14 protein-coding genes are annotated in these 16,466 nt (G+C 69.5%); all 14 read right to left on the bottom strand.

Annotated elements, in window-relative coordinates:
- Nucleotides 1-18: 18 nt before the first annotated feature.
- The 14 genes from atpB to thrC all read right to left on the bottom strand — a co-directional run bounded on the left by atpB (nucleotide 19) and on the right by thrC (nucleotide 16,463).
- Entirely contained in the window at nucleotides 19-786 is a 768-nt protein-coding gene (gene atpB / locus ACFY9E_RS34695; RefSeq protein ID WP_390991473.1) for a F0F1 ATP synthase subunit A, read from the bottom strand.
- 273 nt (nucleotides 787-1,059) lie between these two features.
- Nucleotides 1,060-1,497, bottom strand: coding sequence for a hypothetical protein (locus ACFY9E_RS34700; RefSeq protein ID WP_390991075.1), 438 nt, complete (start codon nucleotides 1,495-1,497; stop codon nucleotides 1,060-1,062).
- 297 nt (nucleotides 1,498-1,794) lie between these two features.
- Complete coding sequence (locus ACFY9E_RS34705; RefSeq protein ID WP_390991078.1) at nucleotides 1,795-3,135, bottom strand: MraY family glycosyltransferase; 1,341 nt, start codon at nucleotides 3,133-3,135, stop codon at nucleotides 1,795-1,797.
- Between the two features lie 129 nt (nucleotides 3,136-3,264).
- Entirely contained in the window at nucleotides 3,265-4,503 is a 1,239-nt protein-coding gene (gene glyA, locus ACFY9E_RS34710) for a serine hydroxymethyltransferase (RefSeq protein ID WP_390991081.1), read from the bottom strand.
- A 68-nt stretch (nucleotides 4,504-4,571) separates the two neighbouring features.
- Entirely contained in the window at nucleotides 4,572-5,252 is a 681-nt protein-coding gene (locus ACFY9E_RS34715; protein WP_390991083.1) for a protein-tyrosine-phosphatase, read from the bottom strand.
- Nucleotides 5,249-5,896: an L-threonylcarbamoyladenylate synthase gene (locus ACFY9E_RS34720; protein WP_356436139.1), complete on the bottom strand. Its 648-nt coding sequence runs from the start codon at nucleotides 5,894-5,896 to the stop codon at nucleotides 5,249-5,251. The genes ACFY9E_RS34715 and ACFY9E_RS34720 overlap by 4 nt, the downstream gene beginning before the upstream one ends.
- Before the next feature lie 70 nt (nucleotides 5,897-5,966).
- Nucleotides 5,967-6,812, bottom strand: coding sequence for a peptide chain release factor N(5)-glutamine methyltransferase (prmC, locus tag ACFY9E_RS34725; protein WP_390991086.1), 846 nt, complete (start codon nucleotides 6,810-6,812; stop codon nucleotides 5,967-5,969).
- A 39-nt stretch (nucleotides 6,813-6,851) separates the two neighbouring features.
- Nucleotides 6,852-7,928 carry a peptide chain release factor 1 gene (gene prfA / locus ACFY9E_RS34730; protein WP_390991089.1) on the bottom strand — a complete coding sequence of 359 codons (1,077 nt, stop codon included), beginning with the start codon at nucleotides 7,926-7,928 and terminating at the stop codon, nucleotides 6,852-6,854.
- Between the two features lie 105 nt (nucleotides 7,929-8,033).
- Nucleotides 8,034-8,255: a 50S ribosomal protein L31 gene (gene rpmE / locus ACFY9E_RS34735; RefSeq protein WP_003992975.1), complete on the bottom strand. Its 222-nt coding sequence runs from the start codon at nucleotides 8,253-8,255 to the stop codon at nucleotides 8,034-8,036.
- 139 nt (nucleotides 8,256-8,394) lie between these two features.
- Entirely contained in the window at nucleotides 8,395-9,531 is a 1,137-nt protein-coding gene (locus ACFY9E_RS34740; RefSeq protein ID WP_390991092.1) for an LCP family protein, read from the bottom strand.
- Nucleotides 9,532-9,738: 207 nt separating this feature from the next.
- Nucleotides 9,739-11,526, bottom strand: coding sequence for a trypsin-like serine protease (locus tag ACFY9E_RS34745; protein WP_390991476.1), 1,788 nt, complete (start codon nucleotides 11,524-11,526; stop codon nucleotides 9,739-9,741).
- A gap of 137 nt (nucleotides 11,527-11,663) precedes the next feature.
- On the bottom strand, nucleotides 11,664-13,730 hold the full coding sequence (gene rho / locus ACFY9E_RS34750; protein WP_390991094.1) for a transcription termination factor Rho: 2,067 nt from the start codon (nucleotides 13,728-13,730) through the stop codon (nucleotides 11,664-11,666).
- Nucleotides 13,731-14,132: 402 nt separating this feature from the next.
- Nucleotides 14,133-15,062, bottom strand: a complete 930-nt coding sequence (thrB, locus tag ACFY9E_RS34755) for a homoserine kinase (RefSeq protein ID WP_390991097.1) — start codon at nucleotides 15,060-15,062, stop codon at nucleotides 14,133-14,135.
- Nucleotides 15,063-15,404: 342 nt separating this feature from the next.
- On the bottom strand, nucleotides 15,405-16,463 hold the full coding sequence (gene thrC, locus ACFY9E_RS34760; RefSeq protein WP_390991099.1) for a threonine synthase: 1,059 nt from the start codon (nucleotides 16,461-16,463) through the stop codon (nucleotides 15,405-15,407).
- Nucleotides 16,464-16,466: the final 3 nt, after the last annotated feature.

The following is a 16,466-nucleotide window of genomic DNA, read 5'->3' on the forward strand; positions in this document are numbered from 1 at the left end:
TGCGGGGGCGGGCGGGGCTCAGTGGTGCTCGGCCAGAGCGCCCTGGATGTACGTGCAGGCAAGGAGTACGAAGACGTACGCCTGGACGGCCTGCACGAAAAGCTCGAAGCCGATCATGGCGACGGTCATGACGAAGGAGACACCGGCCGCCGGGATCATCCAGCTGTTCAGCAGGTACCAGGAGGCGACGGTGAACATGACCAGCATCAGGTGGCCGGCGAACATGTTGGCGAACAGTCGCACCGCGTGCGTGAACGGCCGGACGAGCAGGTTCGAGAAGAACTCGATGACCATCACGAGCGGCAGCACCGGGCCGAGCGACTTGTCGTAGCCGGTGATGTTCTTGAAGAACCCGACGAAGCCGTGCCGCTTGAAGGTCAGCGATACCCAGGTCACGTAGACGATCGCGGCGAGGACCGCCGGGAAGGCGATGACGGACGAGACCGGGAACTGCGCGAGCGGGATCACGGACCAGATGTTCATGATCCAGATGAAGAAGAAGAGCGAGACCATCAAGGGGACGTACTTCTCGCCCTCCTTCTTTCCGAGGGTCTCGTAGACGATGCCGCGGCGGACGAAGTCGTAACCGGCCTCACCGACCATCTGCAGCTTGCCCGGCACCACCTTGGCCTTGCCGAAGGCCGCGTAGAAGAAGCCGATGACGAGGATGGTGGTGATGATGGCGAGCAGCATCACCTTGTTGAACTCGAACCCTCCAACCGTGGCAATCGGCTTGAAGAGGAACGAGTGCAGGCCCGGTGCCGGAAAACCACACCCGTCGGACATGATCCGACAGCTCCAGTCAAAGGCGAGCTGGGTCTGGTCAGCACTCACCGCGGGCTCCTTCGGCGTGACGCATGTGTACGGCAACCTCGTTGTGTCGGCGCGGCGCGCAGCCGCGGATCGGCACCGGACTGGTGTTACGGATGTGAGGGCGGCTGGGGGGCATCGAGCCTCGCGTTCGAGCAGGCGTCAGCTCAGATGCCCGCGCCCGCGATGCCGCAGTTGGCACCGGACGATAGCAGGAGTTCCTACTGCCCTTTATCGCGCCCCTACTCGTCACGACGACGACCCGGTCTTCGCGGGCTTCTCGCTCTTCTCGGAGTCCGGGTCGATGTAGAAGATCTTGGCCTTCATATGCGCACGAGCCTGCGCGGCCATCCACACGACGGTCGCGATGACGAGCCCGAGGGCGAACGCCTTCGCGTTGAAGAGAGAGGTGTCCTTGAAGAGGGCGACGAAGATCAGGAGAAGCAGCAGCTGGGCGACGTAGAGCATCAGCCCCATGGCCTGGAACAACTGCGGGAGCGTTTTTGCCGTCCACTGGAGAACGTACAGACCGATTCCCATGAAGAGGATGGCCAGCACAGTGCCGACGGCGGCTCCGACAGCTCCCTTGCCTCCGGCCACCACGCCACTGACGGCGACCACAACGGCACCGGCAGCGGCTGTGGGCACAGCGCACTGCAAGAGGTTCCGGGCGTCATTGGACGGCATGGCGGCAACTCCGCTTTCGCAGGGGGCAGGGGTGTCGTCATGGACGAGCGTAGTCCCGGGCTGAGTGGAGTCCTCACGCCAATGGACCGTCGCACTGCGGTCCTTCGGCTCTATCCGGGGGTTCTCGTGAACCGTATCACAAACTATTTGATGCAGTCTTTACCTGGAGGTGTGCGGACTGTCACACATGAGAGTGAACCTGCGCGTCTGAGCGAGAACCTCGCCGACATGTCTGGTATTGGGGCACTTCATACCCCCATCGCAACCCCACGACTTGGCAATGCTCTAGTCAGATTCTTACCTTGTCCCCGCCTTGCGCCGGTCGGCCATACGCGAACGGGGGCCGATGGCGGTCGCCCCGTTGACGCCGGAGACCCCGGACACCACGGGGGTGCGGTCGGAGCCGGCGGCGGGCTGGTCCGCCGGGGAGGCCGGCATCGACGCCTCGGGTGAGAGGGCCGCGACCGAGCCGCGGCGCCGGTAGCGCGGCGGCACGAAGCGCTCCATCCAGCGCGGGGCGCGCGGCCGGAAGCGCGGCAGCAGAAGCAGCAGGAGACCGATCGCGCTGAGGAACACGACACCGAGCACGATCCACATGGACGCCGAGTTGACCGAGTAGGCGAGCGCGCCGAAGGCGATCAGCGCCGACCAGAAGTACATGATCAGCACCGCGCGGCTGTGCGAGTGGCCGATCTCCAGCAGCCGGTGGTGCAGGTGGCCGCGGTCGGCGGCGAACGGGGACTGGCCGCGCCAGGTGCGGCGCACGATCGCAAGGATCAGGTCGGCGGCCGGCACCGCGATGATCGTCAGCGGCAGCAGCAGCGGGATGTACACCGGGACCGTCTGGTGCACGGCCTCCTTCTCGGAGCCCACGTACAGGTTGAGCGCGTCCGGGTCGACCTGCCCCGTGACGGAGATGGCGCCCGCGGCCAGGACCAGGCCGATCAGCATCGAGCCCGAGTCGCCCATGAAGATCCGCGCCGGGTGCATGTTGTGCGGCAGGAAGCCCAGGCACATGCCCATCAGGATCGCCGAGAAGAGGGTGGCCGGGGCGGCGGCCTCGATGCCGTACGAATACCAGATCCGGTAGGCGTACAGGAAGAACGCCGTGGCGGCGATGCAGACCATGCCGGCCGCGAGGCCGTCCAGGCCGTCGACGAAGTTGACCGCGTTGATGGTGATGACGACCAGCGCGACCGTGAGCAGGGTGCCCTGCCACTGGGTGAGCGCGACCGAGCCGACACCCGGGATCGGCAGCCACAGGATCGTCAGACCCTGCACGACCATCACGCCCGCGGCGATCATCTGGCCGCCCAGCTTGATCAGGGCGTCGATCTCGAACTTGTCGTCCAGCACACCGATCAGCCAGATCAGGGCCGCTCCGGACAGCAGGGCCCGGGGTTCGTTCGACGTCTCGAAGACCTGGTTGAGGTTGGTCAGGTGGTCGGCGACCAGCAGACCCGCGCACAGACCGAAGAACATCGCGATACCGCCGAGGCGCGGAGTGGGTTCGCGGTGCACGTCGCGTGCCCGGATCTCCGGCATCGCTCCGGCCACGATCGCGAACTTCCGTACCGGCCCTGTCAGCAGATACGTCACCGCGGCCGTGATGCAGAGCGTCAGGAGGTATTCACGCACGGGCTTCCCCACAGGTCTCGCTGGCCATCTCAGCCCCACACCCTAGCGATGCGCGCATATGAGTGGGGACTTCCGGGTAGCGACGATGGTTGCACGAGTGGCTGTGCACCCTGGTGCGCTTACCCCGGCTCAGGCGGGATACGGCGGAAATCGACCGGCCAGCTCCCGCACATCTTCACGGGCTCTCGAGGTCTCCGTCACGCCCCGGAGCACCCCGGCGAGCAGCCCGGCGATCCGGACCATCTCCGCCTCGCCCATGCCCTGCGTGGTGATCGCGGCCGTGCCGAGCCTCAGTCCCCGGGCGTCGCCGTGCGGCAGGGCGCAGCAGTCCATGACCAGGCCGGCCGCGGCGAGACGGCCCCGGGCGGTGCGTCCGTCGACGCCGAGCGGCGACGGGTCGGCGGTGATCAGGTGGGTGTCCGTGCCGCCGGTGGTGACGACCAGTCCCTCGGCGGCCAGCCTGGCCGCCAGAACCCGCGCATTCGCCACCACCTGATGGGCGTACGCGGCGAACGCCGGTGTTGCCGCCTCCCCGAACGCGACCGCCTTGGCGGCGATGGTGTGCATCTGCGCACCGCCCTGTGTGAAAGGGAACACGGCCCGGTCGACCCGCTCGGCCAGCTCCGCGCGGCACAGGATCAGCCCGCCGCGCGGTCCCCGCAGCACCTTGTGGGTGGTCCCGCAGACGATGTCCGCGTACGGCACCGGATTCGGGGCCGCTCCCCCGGCGACGAGCCCGAGGGGGTGCGCGGCGTCGGCGATGAGGTACGCGCCCACCTCGTCGGCGACCTCGCGGAAGAACGCGTGGTCGAGGTGGCGCGGGTAGGCGATCGAGCCGCACACGATCGCCTTGGGCCGGCGCGTGCGGGCCAGGGTGCGCACCTGCTCGTGGTCCATGAGCCCGGACTCGGCGTCCACGCCGTATCCGACGAAGTCGAACCAGCGGCCGGAGAAGTTTGCGGGCGAGCCGTGGGTGAGATGCCCGCCGTGGGGCAGGCCGAGCGCGAGGACGGTGTCACCGGGGCGCAGGAGGGCGGCGTAGGCGGCCAGCACCGCCGAAGAGCCCGAGTGTGCCTGGACGTTGGCGTGGTCGGCGCCGAACAGGGCCATGGCCCGCTCGACGGCGACGCGTTCGGCGACGTCGACGATCTCGCAGCCGCCGTGGTGCCGCGCCCCGGGGTAGCCCTCGGCGTACTTGTTGGCGAGGGGTGAGCCGAGGGCGGCCAGCACGGCCGGGGAGCAGAAGTTCTCGGCGGCGATCAGCTGGAGCGTGGTCGACTGCCGCTCCCGCTCCGCGAGCAGGAGGTCGGCGAGCTCGGGGTCCTGGCGGCGCAGGACGTCGGCCTCGATGGCAGGGGTGACCGTCATGGTGGGCTCCGGGCGTCGACGGTGACGTACGACCAATGTAGGCCCGGGGCGTTCGGAGCGCTCGGTCGTTACGTCCGTGCGGGGACGCCCGTGAGGGCCGTGACGACCGGATCGAGTGCCTGGTGTATCTCGTCACCGATGGACCGGAAGAACGTCAGGGGGGCGCCGTACGGGTCGTAGACCTCGTCGGCCTCGGCGGTCGGCGCCAGGAGCCACCCGCGTAGAGCGGCCGCGGCGCGGACCAGCGCACGCGCGCGGACGACCACGCCGTCCTCCAGGGGCGGCAGGGTCGCCGGGTCGATGGCCTTGACCAGGCGGGTGAACTCCTTGAGCGTGAAGGTCCGCAGACCCGCCGAGTGCCCCATGGAGATGACCTGCGCCCGGTGGTCCCGGGTGGCGGTCAGCACCAGGTCGGCGCGGATCACGTGCTCGTCGAGGAGCTCGCGCCCGGTGAAGCCGGTGGCGTCCGCGCCGAAGTCGGCCAGGACCGTCTCCGCGTGGGACTCCATGGGAGCGCCCTCGTGGCCCCAGGTGCCCGCGCTCTCCACGATGAGCCCACCGCCGAGGATGCCCAGCCGCTCCTTGACGAAATGGCGGGTCAGCCGCTCGGTGATGGGCGAGCGGCACACGTTGCCGGTGCTGACGTGGAGGATGCGGAAGCTGTCGCGCGGAAGTCCCACGAAGGTCGTCGTGATCTCCGCCGCGCTTTCCCCGTTGCCTATGCCACGCCCCGATCCAGGGGCCGTCAATTCGCCACCTCGAGGTCGGGTACGACCTTTCGCAGCTCGTCCGCCGAGAGGGCGCCCGCGCGCAGCAGCAGCGGCACCTCACGGGTCACGTCGACGATCGAGGACGGCACGTTGCCGGGCGTCGGACCGCCGTCGAGGTAGACGGAGACGGAGTCGCCCAGCATCTCCTGCGCGGCGTCGCAGTTCTCCGGCGCCGGGTGGCCGGTGAGGTTGGCGGAGGACACGGCCATCGGGCCGACCTCGGTGAGCAGCTCGATGGCGACGGGGTGCAGGGGCATGCGCACGGCGACGGTGCCCCGGGTGTCCCCGAGGTCCCACTGGAGGGACGGCTGGTGCCGGGCGACGAGCGTCAGGGCGCCCGGCCAGAAGGCGTCGACCAGCTCCCAGGCCAGCTCGGAGAAGTCCGTGACGAGGCCGTGCAGCGTGTTCGGGGAGCCGATGAGGACGGGGGTGGGCATGTTGCGGCCCCGGCCCTTCGCGTCCAGCAGATCGGCGACCGCCTCCGAGGAGAACGCGTCGGCGCCGATGCCGTACACCGTGTCCGTCGGCAGCACCACGAGCTCGCCACGGCGGACGGCGGACGCTGCCTCGCGCAGACCGGTCACACGGTCGGTCGCGTCGTTGGTGTCGTATCGCCGTGCCATCTTTAGCTGGCCTCCTCGTACACGTGCTGCTGGGATGAAGTCCGCGAGGACCGCGGGGTGCCCGGTGTGCTCACGGCAGCGCCTTGCGGGCCGTGGCGAAACGCGGGCGGTTGTTCAGGTCCGGGTGGTCCGCGGCGTCGGTCCAGCCGCGGTCCTCGGCGAAGATCCACGGAACCTGGCCGCCCTGGGTGTCGGCGTGCTCCACCACCACGACGCCGCCGGGGCGCAGCAGCCGGTGCGCGGTGCGCTCCAGGCCGCGGATCAGGTCGAGGCCGTCCTCGCCGGAGAACAGAGCCATGCCGGGGTCGTAGTCCCGGGCCTCGGGGGCGACGTACTCCCACTCGGTGAGCGGGATGTACGGCGGGTTGGTGATGACCAGGTCGACCTGGCCGTCCAGGTCCGGGAAGGCCGTCAGGGCGTTGCCCTGCCGCAGGTCGACCCTGGACCCCTCGACGTTCTTGCGGGTCCACTTGAGGGCGTCCTCGGACAGCTCCACGGCGTGCACGCGCGAGCGCGGCACCTCCTGGGCCAGGGCGAGCGCGATGGCGCCGGAACCGGTGCACAGGTCGACGATGCACGGCTCGACGACGTCCATGGCCCGTACGGCGTCTATGGCCCAGCCGACCACGGACTCCGTCTCGGGCCGCGGCACGAACACCCCGGGGCCGACCTGGAGTTCCAGGTAGCGGAAGTAGGCGCGCCCGGTGATGTGCTGGAGCGGCTCGCGGGCCTCACGGCGGGCGATGACCTCCCAGTAGCGGGCGTCGAAGTCGGAGTCCTTGACGGAGTGCAGCTCGCCGCGCTTGACGCCGTGCACGAACGCGGCGAGCTCCTCCGCGTCGGTGCGCGGCGAGGGCACGCCGGCGTCGGCGAGCCGCTGGGTGGCCTGGGCCACCTCCGCGAGCAGCAGGTTCACGCAAGTCCTCCGTATTACTCGTACGTGCTCGTGCGTGCCTTACGCAGCCGCCAGCTTCGCAGCCGAGTCAGCGTCGACGCAGGCCTGGATGACCGCGTCGAGGTCACCATCCAGGACCTGGTCCAGGTTGTACGCCTTGAAGCCGACGCGGTGGTCCGAGATGCGGTTCTCCGGGTAGTTGTACGTGCGGATCTTCTCGGAGCGGTCGACGGTGCGGACCTGGCTGCGACGGGCGTCCGCAGCCTCCCTCTCCGCCTCCTCCTGCGCCGCCGCCAGCAGCCTGGAGCGCAGGATACGCAGTGCCTGCTCCTTGTTCTGCAGCTGGCTCTTCTCGTTCTGGCAGGAGGCGACGACTCCGGTGGGGATGTGCGTGATGCGCACGGCGGAGTCGGTGGTGTTGACGGACTGCCCGCCGGGCCCGGAGGACCGGTAGACGTCGATGCGCAGGTCGTTCGGGTTGATCTCGACGTCGACCTCCTCGGCCTCGGGCGTGACGAGCACACCGGCCGCGGAGGTGTGGATACGGCCCTGGGACTCCGTCGCGGGCACGCGCTGCACGCGGTGCACGCCGCCCTCGTACTTCATCCGCGCCCAGACGCCCTGGCCGGGCTCGGTGGCGCCCTGGCCGCCCTTGGTCTTCACGGCGACCTGGACGTCCTTGTAGCCGCCGAGCTCGGACTCAGTGGCGTCGATGATCTCGGTCTTCCAGCCGACGCGCTCGGCGTAGCGCAGGTACATGCGCAGCAGGTCACCGGCGAACAGCGCCGACTCGTCGCCGCCCGCGCCCGCCTTGATCTCGAGGATGACGTCCTTGTCGTCGCTGGGGTCACGCGGGACGAGGAGAAGCCGCAGCTTCTCCGTCAGCTCCTCGCGGGCCTTCTCCAGCTCCTTGACCTCGGCGGCGAACTCCGGGTCGTCGGCGCCCAGTTCGCGCGCGGTCTCGATGTCGTCGCCGGTCTGCTTCCAGGAGCGGTACGTGGCGACGATCGGGGTGAGCTCGGCGTAACGCTTGTTCAGCTTGCGCGCGTTGGCCTGGTCGGAGTGGACCGACGGGTCGGCGAGCTTCTTCTCCAGGTCGGCGTGCTCGGCGACGAGATCCTCGACGGCCTCGAACATCTTGGGCTCCTGTGAACGGACGGGGGTGAAGGGCGGGCGACCAAAAACGCCGGTCCCGGAGCGCCCGGTGTGGGGCGCCTCCGTGGACCGGCGAATTGAGGCTCGCTACTTCTTGGAGCCGGCGGCCTTGCCGAAGCGGGCCTCGAAGCGGGCCACACGGCCACCGGTGTCGAGGATCTTCTGCTTGCCCGTGTAGAACGGGTGGCACTCGGAGCAGACATCGGCACGGATGGTGCCGGACTCGATGGTGCTGCGGGTGGTGAACGACGCGCCACAGGTGCAGCTGACCTGCGTCTCGACGTACTCGGGGTGGATGTCGCGCTTCAAGGTGTCTCCTAGGTTCGGGAGGGCGCCGGGTCGCCGCCGCGGGATGCGGGAGCGTGAACCGGAGCCGACGTACCAGTCTGCCAGGACTGGGCCCATCCCCCAAAACCGGGGGTTGCCGCGATCTATTCCGCGTGGCCCCTCAGGAACCGCTGACGACGCCCTTGGCCTCACCCGTGGCCGTTCCCTTGGTGGCGCTCGCCGGGATCGGCTCGTCGTTCTCCAGTGCCTGCCAGATCTGGTCGGCCTTCTTCTCCTGGAGGAGGACGCGGTTGGGATCGGCCGGGTCGTAGGCCACCGGCATCGTGATCATGTGCATGTTGGACGGGCTGATGCCCTTGAGGCCGTTCGCGAAGGACGCGAGCTTGTTGACCGAACCGAGGTCGGAGTCGGCCGTCACGGCCTTGGTCGCGGTTTCCGCGAGGTCGAGCAGCTTCTTCGGGTTCGAGAAGACGCCGACGTCCTTGATCTGGTTGACCAGGGCCTTGATGAAGGCCTGCTGGAGCTGGATGCGGCCCAGGTCGGAGCCGTCACCGACGCCGTGTCTGGTGCGGACCAGGCCGAGGGCCTGCTTGCCGTCCAGCGTGTGGGTGCCGGCCTTCAGCTTCAGATGGCTGTCGGGGTCGTCGATGCTCTTGGTCGTGGTGATCTCGACGCCGCCGAGGTCGTCGATGAGCTTCTGGAAGCCGGAGAAGTCGACCTCCAGGTAGTGGTCCATGCGCAGGTCGGTGATCGACTCGACGGTCTTCACGGCGCAGGTCGCCCCACCGGTGGAGTACGCGGAGTTGAACATCACGCCGCGGGCGGCGGGGTGCTCGTCGCCCTTGGTGTCCGTGCACGAGGGACGGTCGATGAGGGTGTCGCGCGGGATGGAGACCACGCTGGCCTTCTTGTGGCCCTTGTAGACGTGCACGATCATCGCCGTGTCGGAGCGGGCGCTGCCGTCGTCGGTGCCGCCGCCGAGCTTCTTGTTGCCGCCGGCGCGGGTGTCGGAGCCCAGGACGAGGATGTTCTCGGAGCCGTTGTCGGCCTTCTTGGGCCGGTCCGTGCCGAGGGCCTGGTCGATGTCGACGCTCTTGAGGTTGCCGTTGAGCTTGAAGTACATGTACCCGGCCCCGGCGCCGCCCAGCACGACGATGCCCGCGGCGGTCCACGCCGTGATCATCAAGCCCTTGTGACGCTTCTGGGGCTTGCGGCGCCGGCCCTTGCCGCGGTGACGCGCTCCATTGGTGCCGGTGTCGCCCGGTATGCCCGGACCCGGCGTGCTCTCGGCAGACATGTACTCCTCAGCTCTTCTACGGTCGGTTACCCCCTGCGGTCAGTGCCAGGCTCGGCCGGAGAAGACCCTTCCTCGCACTATCGTCGCTCCACCTGGTCAGACGGAGAAACTCGGGAAAGGGTTGCACAACGCACTGTGCCCACCGTGTGGAACGGTGGGCACAGTGCGTGTTCGTCACTGCGGGGTGAACCCCGCTCACCTGCGGTTTCAGCCGAAGATGTCGTACTGCTTGAAATCGGTGCCGACGGACTTCCTTGTGGCGAAGATCTCGCTGGTCCCCTTGCCGGTGCCCGGGTACAGGTAGAGCGTGCCGCCGGGGGTGCGGGCCAGGAAGTCGGCCTTGCCGTCGCCGGTGACGTCACCGGGCGCGTCGAAGGCGTTGTAGCCGCTCCACGTGCGCACCTTGACCCGGGCCGAGAAGGCGCCCGAGCCGGCCTTGCCGGTGCCCTTGTAGAGGTAGAGGTAGCTGCCGGACGAGCTGCGGGCGATCAGGTCGGTCTTGCCGTCCCCGTTGAAGTCGCCCTTGCCGCGCACGGAGTTGTACTGGTTCCAGCCGGAGCCGACCTTCACGCGGGGCGCGAAGGTGCCGTTGCCCTTGCCCGGGTAGATCCACATGACGCCCGCCGAGTCGACCGAGAGCAGGTCGGGCAGGTAGTCGCCGGTGACGTCACCGGGAGTGATGATGCGGGTGCGGGTCTTCCAGTTGTCGGCGATCTGCTTGGTGGACCAGGTGCCGCTGGAGATGACGTAGTGCGCCCAGAAGAGGTCGCCGTCGCTGCTGCGCCGGTAGACCAGGTCCTGGTAGCCGTCGCGGTCGAGGTCCGTCTGCAGGACGACGTTCACGCCGCTCCAGTCGCCCCAGGACTCGCGGGCGGCGAAGGACGTGCCGTTGGAGTTCTTGGAGTAGCCGGTCTTGGTGGAGGCGTTGCGCACCCAGAGGTCGGCCTTGTGGTCACCGCTGATGTTGGTGTCGTCCAGGCGCGGGTAGGAGGCGCCGACGTACGTGCTGACCTTGCTGAAGACGCTGTAGGCGCCCTTGGCGACGCAGTCGGTCACGCCCCAGGACACGACACCGACGATCCGGTTGTTCACGACCAGCGGGCCGCCGGAGTCGCCGTTGCAGGCGGTGGTGGTGCCGGTGTCGCTGCCGGTGGCGGGCGTGCCCGCGCAGACCATGTGGCCCTTGACGAAGTCACTGCCGTACGCGCCGGAGCAGGTCGTGTCGGACTGCATGGGCAGCGTGGCGGTCTTCAGCGTCTCGGAGATGTCGTCGCTGGTGGAGCTGGTGCGGCCCCAGCCGTAGACCTTGGCGCTGGTGCCGGCCTTGTACGAGGTGGTGTCGCCGGACGTCGTCATCCGGATCGGGGTGGCCTTGACCGGGACGGGCAGGGTCAGCACCGCGATGTCGTTGTCGATGGTCGTCGCGTTGTACGACGGGTGGTTCCACTGCCGCCAGACGCCGGTGACGGTGCCGCCGTGCAGGTCGGTGCCGTCGGCCGAGGGCAGCTGGGCGGTGCCGGTGACGACGGCGCCGTTGCCGTTCCAGTTGTAGCCCTTGACGCAGTGCGCGGCGGTGAGGATCTTCGTCGGCGCGACGACGGCGCCGCCGCAGAAGAAGCCGATGTCGTCGCCGGTGGTCGAGGTGCCCCGGTCGTCGTAGTAGTGGAGCTGCGCCATCCACGGGGCCGTGCTGATGGTGGTCTCGTTGCCACCGATGATCTTCGGGTCGATGCTGCCGGCGACCGTGCCCGCGCTGAGCGCGGCCTTGCTCGTCTTGCCGGCGACGTCGTCACCGGCCATGGCGCCCGCGACGCGCTTCTCCAGCTCGGCGAGCGACGGAGAGCTGGTGGCGGGCTTGACCGTCGGCTGCGGCAGCGGGGTGGCCGCGTCGGCCGACGTCGTCAGCAGCGCGCCGGCCACGGCGGCGGCGACACCGGCCGCGGCGACGGGCAGTGCTATGCGTATCCGGCGTCTGTGCCGACCGCCCCCGGGCATGGCTGTACCCACGTATGTCCCCCCTCGGGATCACAAGTTCGAAGAGAGCGTGATCCTACCCGCACACCCGCAGCACAAGAGGGCCGCCCCCGTTCGGGAGCGGCCCTCTTGTGCAGTCCTTACCGGAACGACCTGCCTCAGTCGCCGTTGCCCGGCGTCGGGGTGGTCTTCTGGATCTGCATCAGGAACTCGGCGTTCGACTTCGTCTGCTTCATCTTGTCGAGCAGCAGCTCGACCGCCTGCTGCTGGTCGAGGGCGTGCAGCACCCGGCGCAGCTTCCAGACGATGGCGAGCTCGTCGGGGGCGAGCAGGATCTCTTCCTTACGGGTACCGGACGCGTCGACGTCCACCGCCGGGAAGATGCGCTTGTCGGCGAGCTTCCGGTCGAGCTTGAGCTCCGCGTTGCCGGTGCCCTTGAACTCCTCGAAGATGACCTCGTCCATGCGGGACCCGGTGTCCACCAGCGCGGTGGCGAGGATGGTCAGCGAGCCGCCGTCCTCGATGTTGCGGGCCGCACCGAAGAAGCGCTTCGGCGGGTACAGGGCGGTCGAGTCGACACCACCGGACAGGATGCGGCCGGAGGCCGGGGCGGCGAGGTTGTACGCGCGGCCCAGACGGGTGATCGAGTCGAGCAGCACGACCACGTCGTGGCCCAGCTCCACCAGACGCTTGGCGCGCTCGATGGCCAGCTCGGCGACCGTGGTGTGGTCCTCGGCCGGACGGTCGAAGGTCGAGGAGATGACCTCGCCCTTCACCGACCGCTGCATGTCGGTGACCTCTTCCGGACGCTCGTCGACGAGGACGACCATCAGGTGGCACTCGGGGTTGTTGTGGGTGATCGCGTTGGCGATCGCCTGCATGATCATGGTCTTGCCGGTCTTCGGCGGAGCCACGATCAGACCACGCTGGCCCTTACCGATCGGCGCGACGAGGTCGATGATGCGGGTGGTGAGGACGCCCGGGTCCGTCTCCAGACGGAGGCGGTCCTGCGGGTACAGCGGCGTCAGCTTGTTGAACTCCGGTCGCCCGCGCCCGGATTCGGGCGCCATGCCGTTGACGGAGTCCAGGCGCACCAGCGCGTTGAACTTCTCGCGCCGCTCGCCGTCCTTGGGCTGGCGCACGGCACCGGTGATGTGGTCGCCCTTGCGCAGGCCGTTCTTGCGGACCTGGGCGAGGGAGACGTACACGTCGTTCGGGCCGGGCAGGTAGCCGGACGTGCGGATGAACGCGTAGTTGTCGAGGATGTCCAGGATGCCCGCGACGGGGATCAGGACGTCGTCCTCGTTGATCTGCGGCTCGGAGGCGATGTCGTCGCGGCCACGACGGCCACGGCGGTCGCGGTAACGGCCGCGACGCCCACGACGGCCGCCCTCGAAGTCGTCGTCGTCCTGCGGCTGCTGCTGACCGCGGTCCTGACGGCCGCCGCCGCCCTGGTTCTGCTGCTGGCCGCGCTGGCCGCCCTGCTGGTCGTCGCCCTTGCCACCGCGACGGTCGCGGTCGCGGTCGCGGTCCCGGTCGCGGTCCCGGTCACGCCCGCGGTCGCGGCGGTCGCGGCGACGGCCCTCGCCGTCACCGGCGTCGGACTTGGCCTCGTTGTTCTGCGACTGCTGCTGCGACTGCGTCTCGGCCTTGGAGTCGTTCTTCGCCTCGGCGACGATGGTCTCCGTGGCGGAAGCCGGGGCTCCGGCCTCGGCGGTGGCCCGGCGACGGCGGCGCTCGGGCGCGTCGTCTCCCCCACGCTCGTTCTCGCCCGGCCGGGAGGCGCCTCCGGCGGGCTGGCCGGGGATCTCGATCTGCTGCTGGGCCACGGCCTTGTCGGCCTTGTCCGCGGGGGCCTGGGAGGCCTCCTTCGCGTCCGCCTTCTTGTCCGTCTTCTCGGCGTTGTCGCCCGTACGGGTCCGCGAGGTGGCGCGGCGCTTGGGCTTGGTCTCGGCGGGGGCGTCGGCCTTCGCGGCCGGAGCGGCGCCGCCGGACGCCTGCGCCTCCTTGATGACCTCGATCAACTGGCTCTTGCGCATACGCGCGGTGCCCCTGATGCCGAGGCCGGATGCGACCTGCTGCAACTCGGCCAGCACCATGCCCTCGAGGCCGGTACCACGGCGCCGCCGGGAGCCGGCACCGCTGGCAGGCGCGGAGGCGTCCGTGGCGGGCGCGGCAGCGGTCTCCTCGACACGTGCGCCCATCAGATCGGTGGTGTCGCTCACGAAGGGTCCTTCCCTGGAGCGGACGTCGGCCTGTCTGGCTCGGCGACCGGTTGTGCTGTCCGGCTTCGGTCCGTGTGGTGTGAACCGTGCCGGGGCGGTGGTCCGCCTAAGCGGCGGAGGAATCTGGTGATGGCGCTTCCTTGAGCCGTGGCACCCAGTGTCAGTGTCACGCGGCGTGGTCGCACCGGTTCCGGAGCATGCCCTGCGCCCCGCTCAGTGTCCTTGTACGGCGTACGGTCCGACGTACGGAACACAGTGCGGTTTGGGGGGCTCCCGGAAGAATGTCTGTCCCGAACGGGGACACGAGGCACCTCGCCATGGTGGGGTCGGGTGCAGACTTGAGGTTAACACTACCGGATCCAACAAACATTCCCCCTCTCGAAATCCGGCAATCGCGCGCTTTCAGATGTCACCGGGGGACGCGAGCGGCAGCACACTCGCGCCCTGCTGATCGAGGCGCAGCCGGTTCGCGGCCCAGTCCGCGCCCGCCAGGGCCTCGACCTTGTCGGCGGTGTCCGCGTCGGCCAGCGCCATGACCGTCGGTCCGGCCCCGGAGATCACCGCGGGGATGCCGTCGCCCCGCAGCCGCTCCACCAGTGCCGCGCTCTCGGGCATGGCGGGGGCGCGGTACTCCTGGTGCAGGCGGTCCTCGGTGGCGGGCAGCAGCAGTTCGGGGCGTCGCGTCAGGGCCTCGACGAGCAGGGCGGCCCGGCCTGCGTTGGTGGCCGCGTCGACATGCGGCACGGTGCGCGGGAGCAGACCGCGCGCGGTCTCCGTGAGGACCGGCTTCCCGGGGACGAAAACCACCGGAACGATGGAATCCGAGGGCTCCATCCTGATCGCGCGCGCCGCGCCGCCCTCCATCCAGGACAGCGTGAAGCCGCCGAGCAGGCACGCCGCGACATTGTCGGGGTGGCCCTCGATCTCGGTGGCGAGCTCCAGCAGCGCGGCGTCGTCGAGCTTGGCGTCGGCTCCTATGGTCACGGCGCGGGCGGCGACGATCCCGGCGCAGATGGCGGCCGACGAGGAGCCGAGGCCCCGGCCGTGCGGAATGCGGTTGGCGCAGACGATCTCCAGGCCGCGCGGCTGCCCGCCCAGCAGGTCGAACGCGGTGCGCAGGGAACGAACGAGAAGGTGCTGCTCGTCGCGCGGGAGGGTCTCGCTGCCCTCACCCGCGATGTCGATGTGCAGCCCGGAGTCGGCCACCCGGACGACCACGTCGTCGTACAAGCCCAGCGCGAGGCCGAGGGCGTCGAAGCCCGGGCCGAGGTTGGCGCTGGTGGCGGGGACGCGCACCCGGACGGCGGCGGCGCGGAACGCTGGACCGGCCATCGCTCGATGACTCTCCTTGAGCTGCGGTGATTGTCGAATGACGTTCAGTGGACATTCGATGCCGTACGAGAACCCTGGGGGCCGCTGCCGACCGCGGTGGCCGGCCGCTGCCCCGGCCGCGGAGACGGCTCGGCGCCGCGCTCCCTGCGGAGGCATATGCGGCGGGCGGGTTCAGTACAGCCTATCGAAGGAAGGTTCTGTGGCGACATAGGGCGCACAGGAGGCGCACGATGCGTGTCGTAAGCCCCCTGTGCACCCCCCGTAGGGAACCTCCCCGGGTGAGCGCCGTCTTACGCCGGCCGGTGTCCGGCGTTGCACCGGCGCTCGGTGCATACCCGCACGTCAGGCCAGGCCGAGGCGCTCCGCCGCGGTCGCCGCGTCGACGGGGACGGTGACCGGCTGCGGCGCACCGGCGACGGCCCAGTCGGGGTCCTTCAGCCCGTTGCCGGTGACGGTGCACACGATGCGCTGCCCCGGGTCGACCTTGCCCTGCTCGGCCGCCTTCAGCAGACCGGCGACGGACGCGGCGGACGCCGGCTCGACGAAGACGCCCTCCTGCGACGCCAACAGCCGGTAGGCGCGCAGGATCTCACGGTCCGTCACCTCGTCGATGGAACCGCCCGACTCGTCCCGCGCGGCGAGCGCGTACTGCCAGGAGGCCGGGTTGCCGATGCGGATGGCGGTGGCGATGGTCGAGGGGTCCTTGACGACCTCGCCGCGCACGATCGGGGCACTGCCGGAGGCCTGGAATCCCCACATGCGGGGGGTACGGGAGGCGATGCCGTCGGCGGCGTACTCCTTGTAGCCCTTCCAGTAGGCCGTGATGTTGCCCGCGTTGCCCACCGGCAGGACGTGGAAGTCGGGCGCGTCGCCGAGCATGTCCACGATCTCGAAGGCCGCCGTCTTCTGACCCTCGATACGCACCGGGTTGACGGAATTGACCAGCGCCACGGGGTAGTTGTCGCTCAGACCGCGCGCGAGCGTGAGGCAGTCGTCGAAGTTGCCGTCGACTTGGAGGATCTTCGCGCCGTGCACGAGGGCCTGGCCCATCTTGCCGAGCGCGATCTTGCCCTGCGGCACGAGCACGGCGCAGACCATCCCGGCCCGCACGGCGTACGCGGCGGCGGAGGCCGACGTGTTGCCGGTGGAGGCGCAGATGACGGCCTGCGCGCCCTCCTCCTTGGCCCGGGTGATGGCCATGGTCATACCGCGGTCCTTGAAGGAACCGGTCGGATTCGCGCCCTCCACCTTGAGGTGGACCTCGCAGCCCGTGCGCTCGGAGAGCACCTGCGCGGGCACGAGGGGCGTGCCGCCCTCGCGGAGCGTCACGACCGGCGTGCTGTCGGATACCGGCAGCCGGTCCCGGTACTCCTCGATGATTCCGCGCCACTGGTGGGTCATTGC

It is taken from the genome of Streptomyces sp. NPDC012466, assembly GCF_042955215.1.
Classification (GTDB): Bacteria; Actinomycetota; Actinomycetes; order Streptomycetales; family Streptomycetaceae; genus Streptomyces.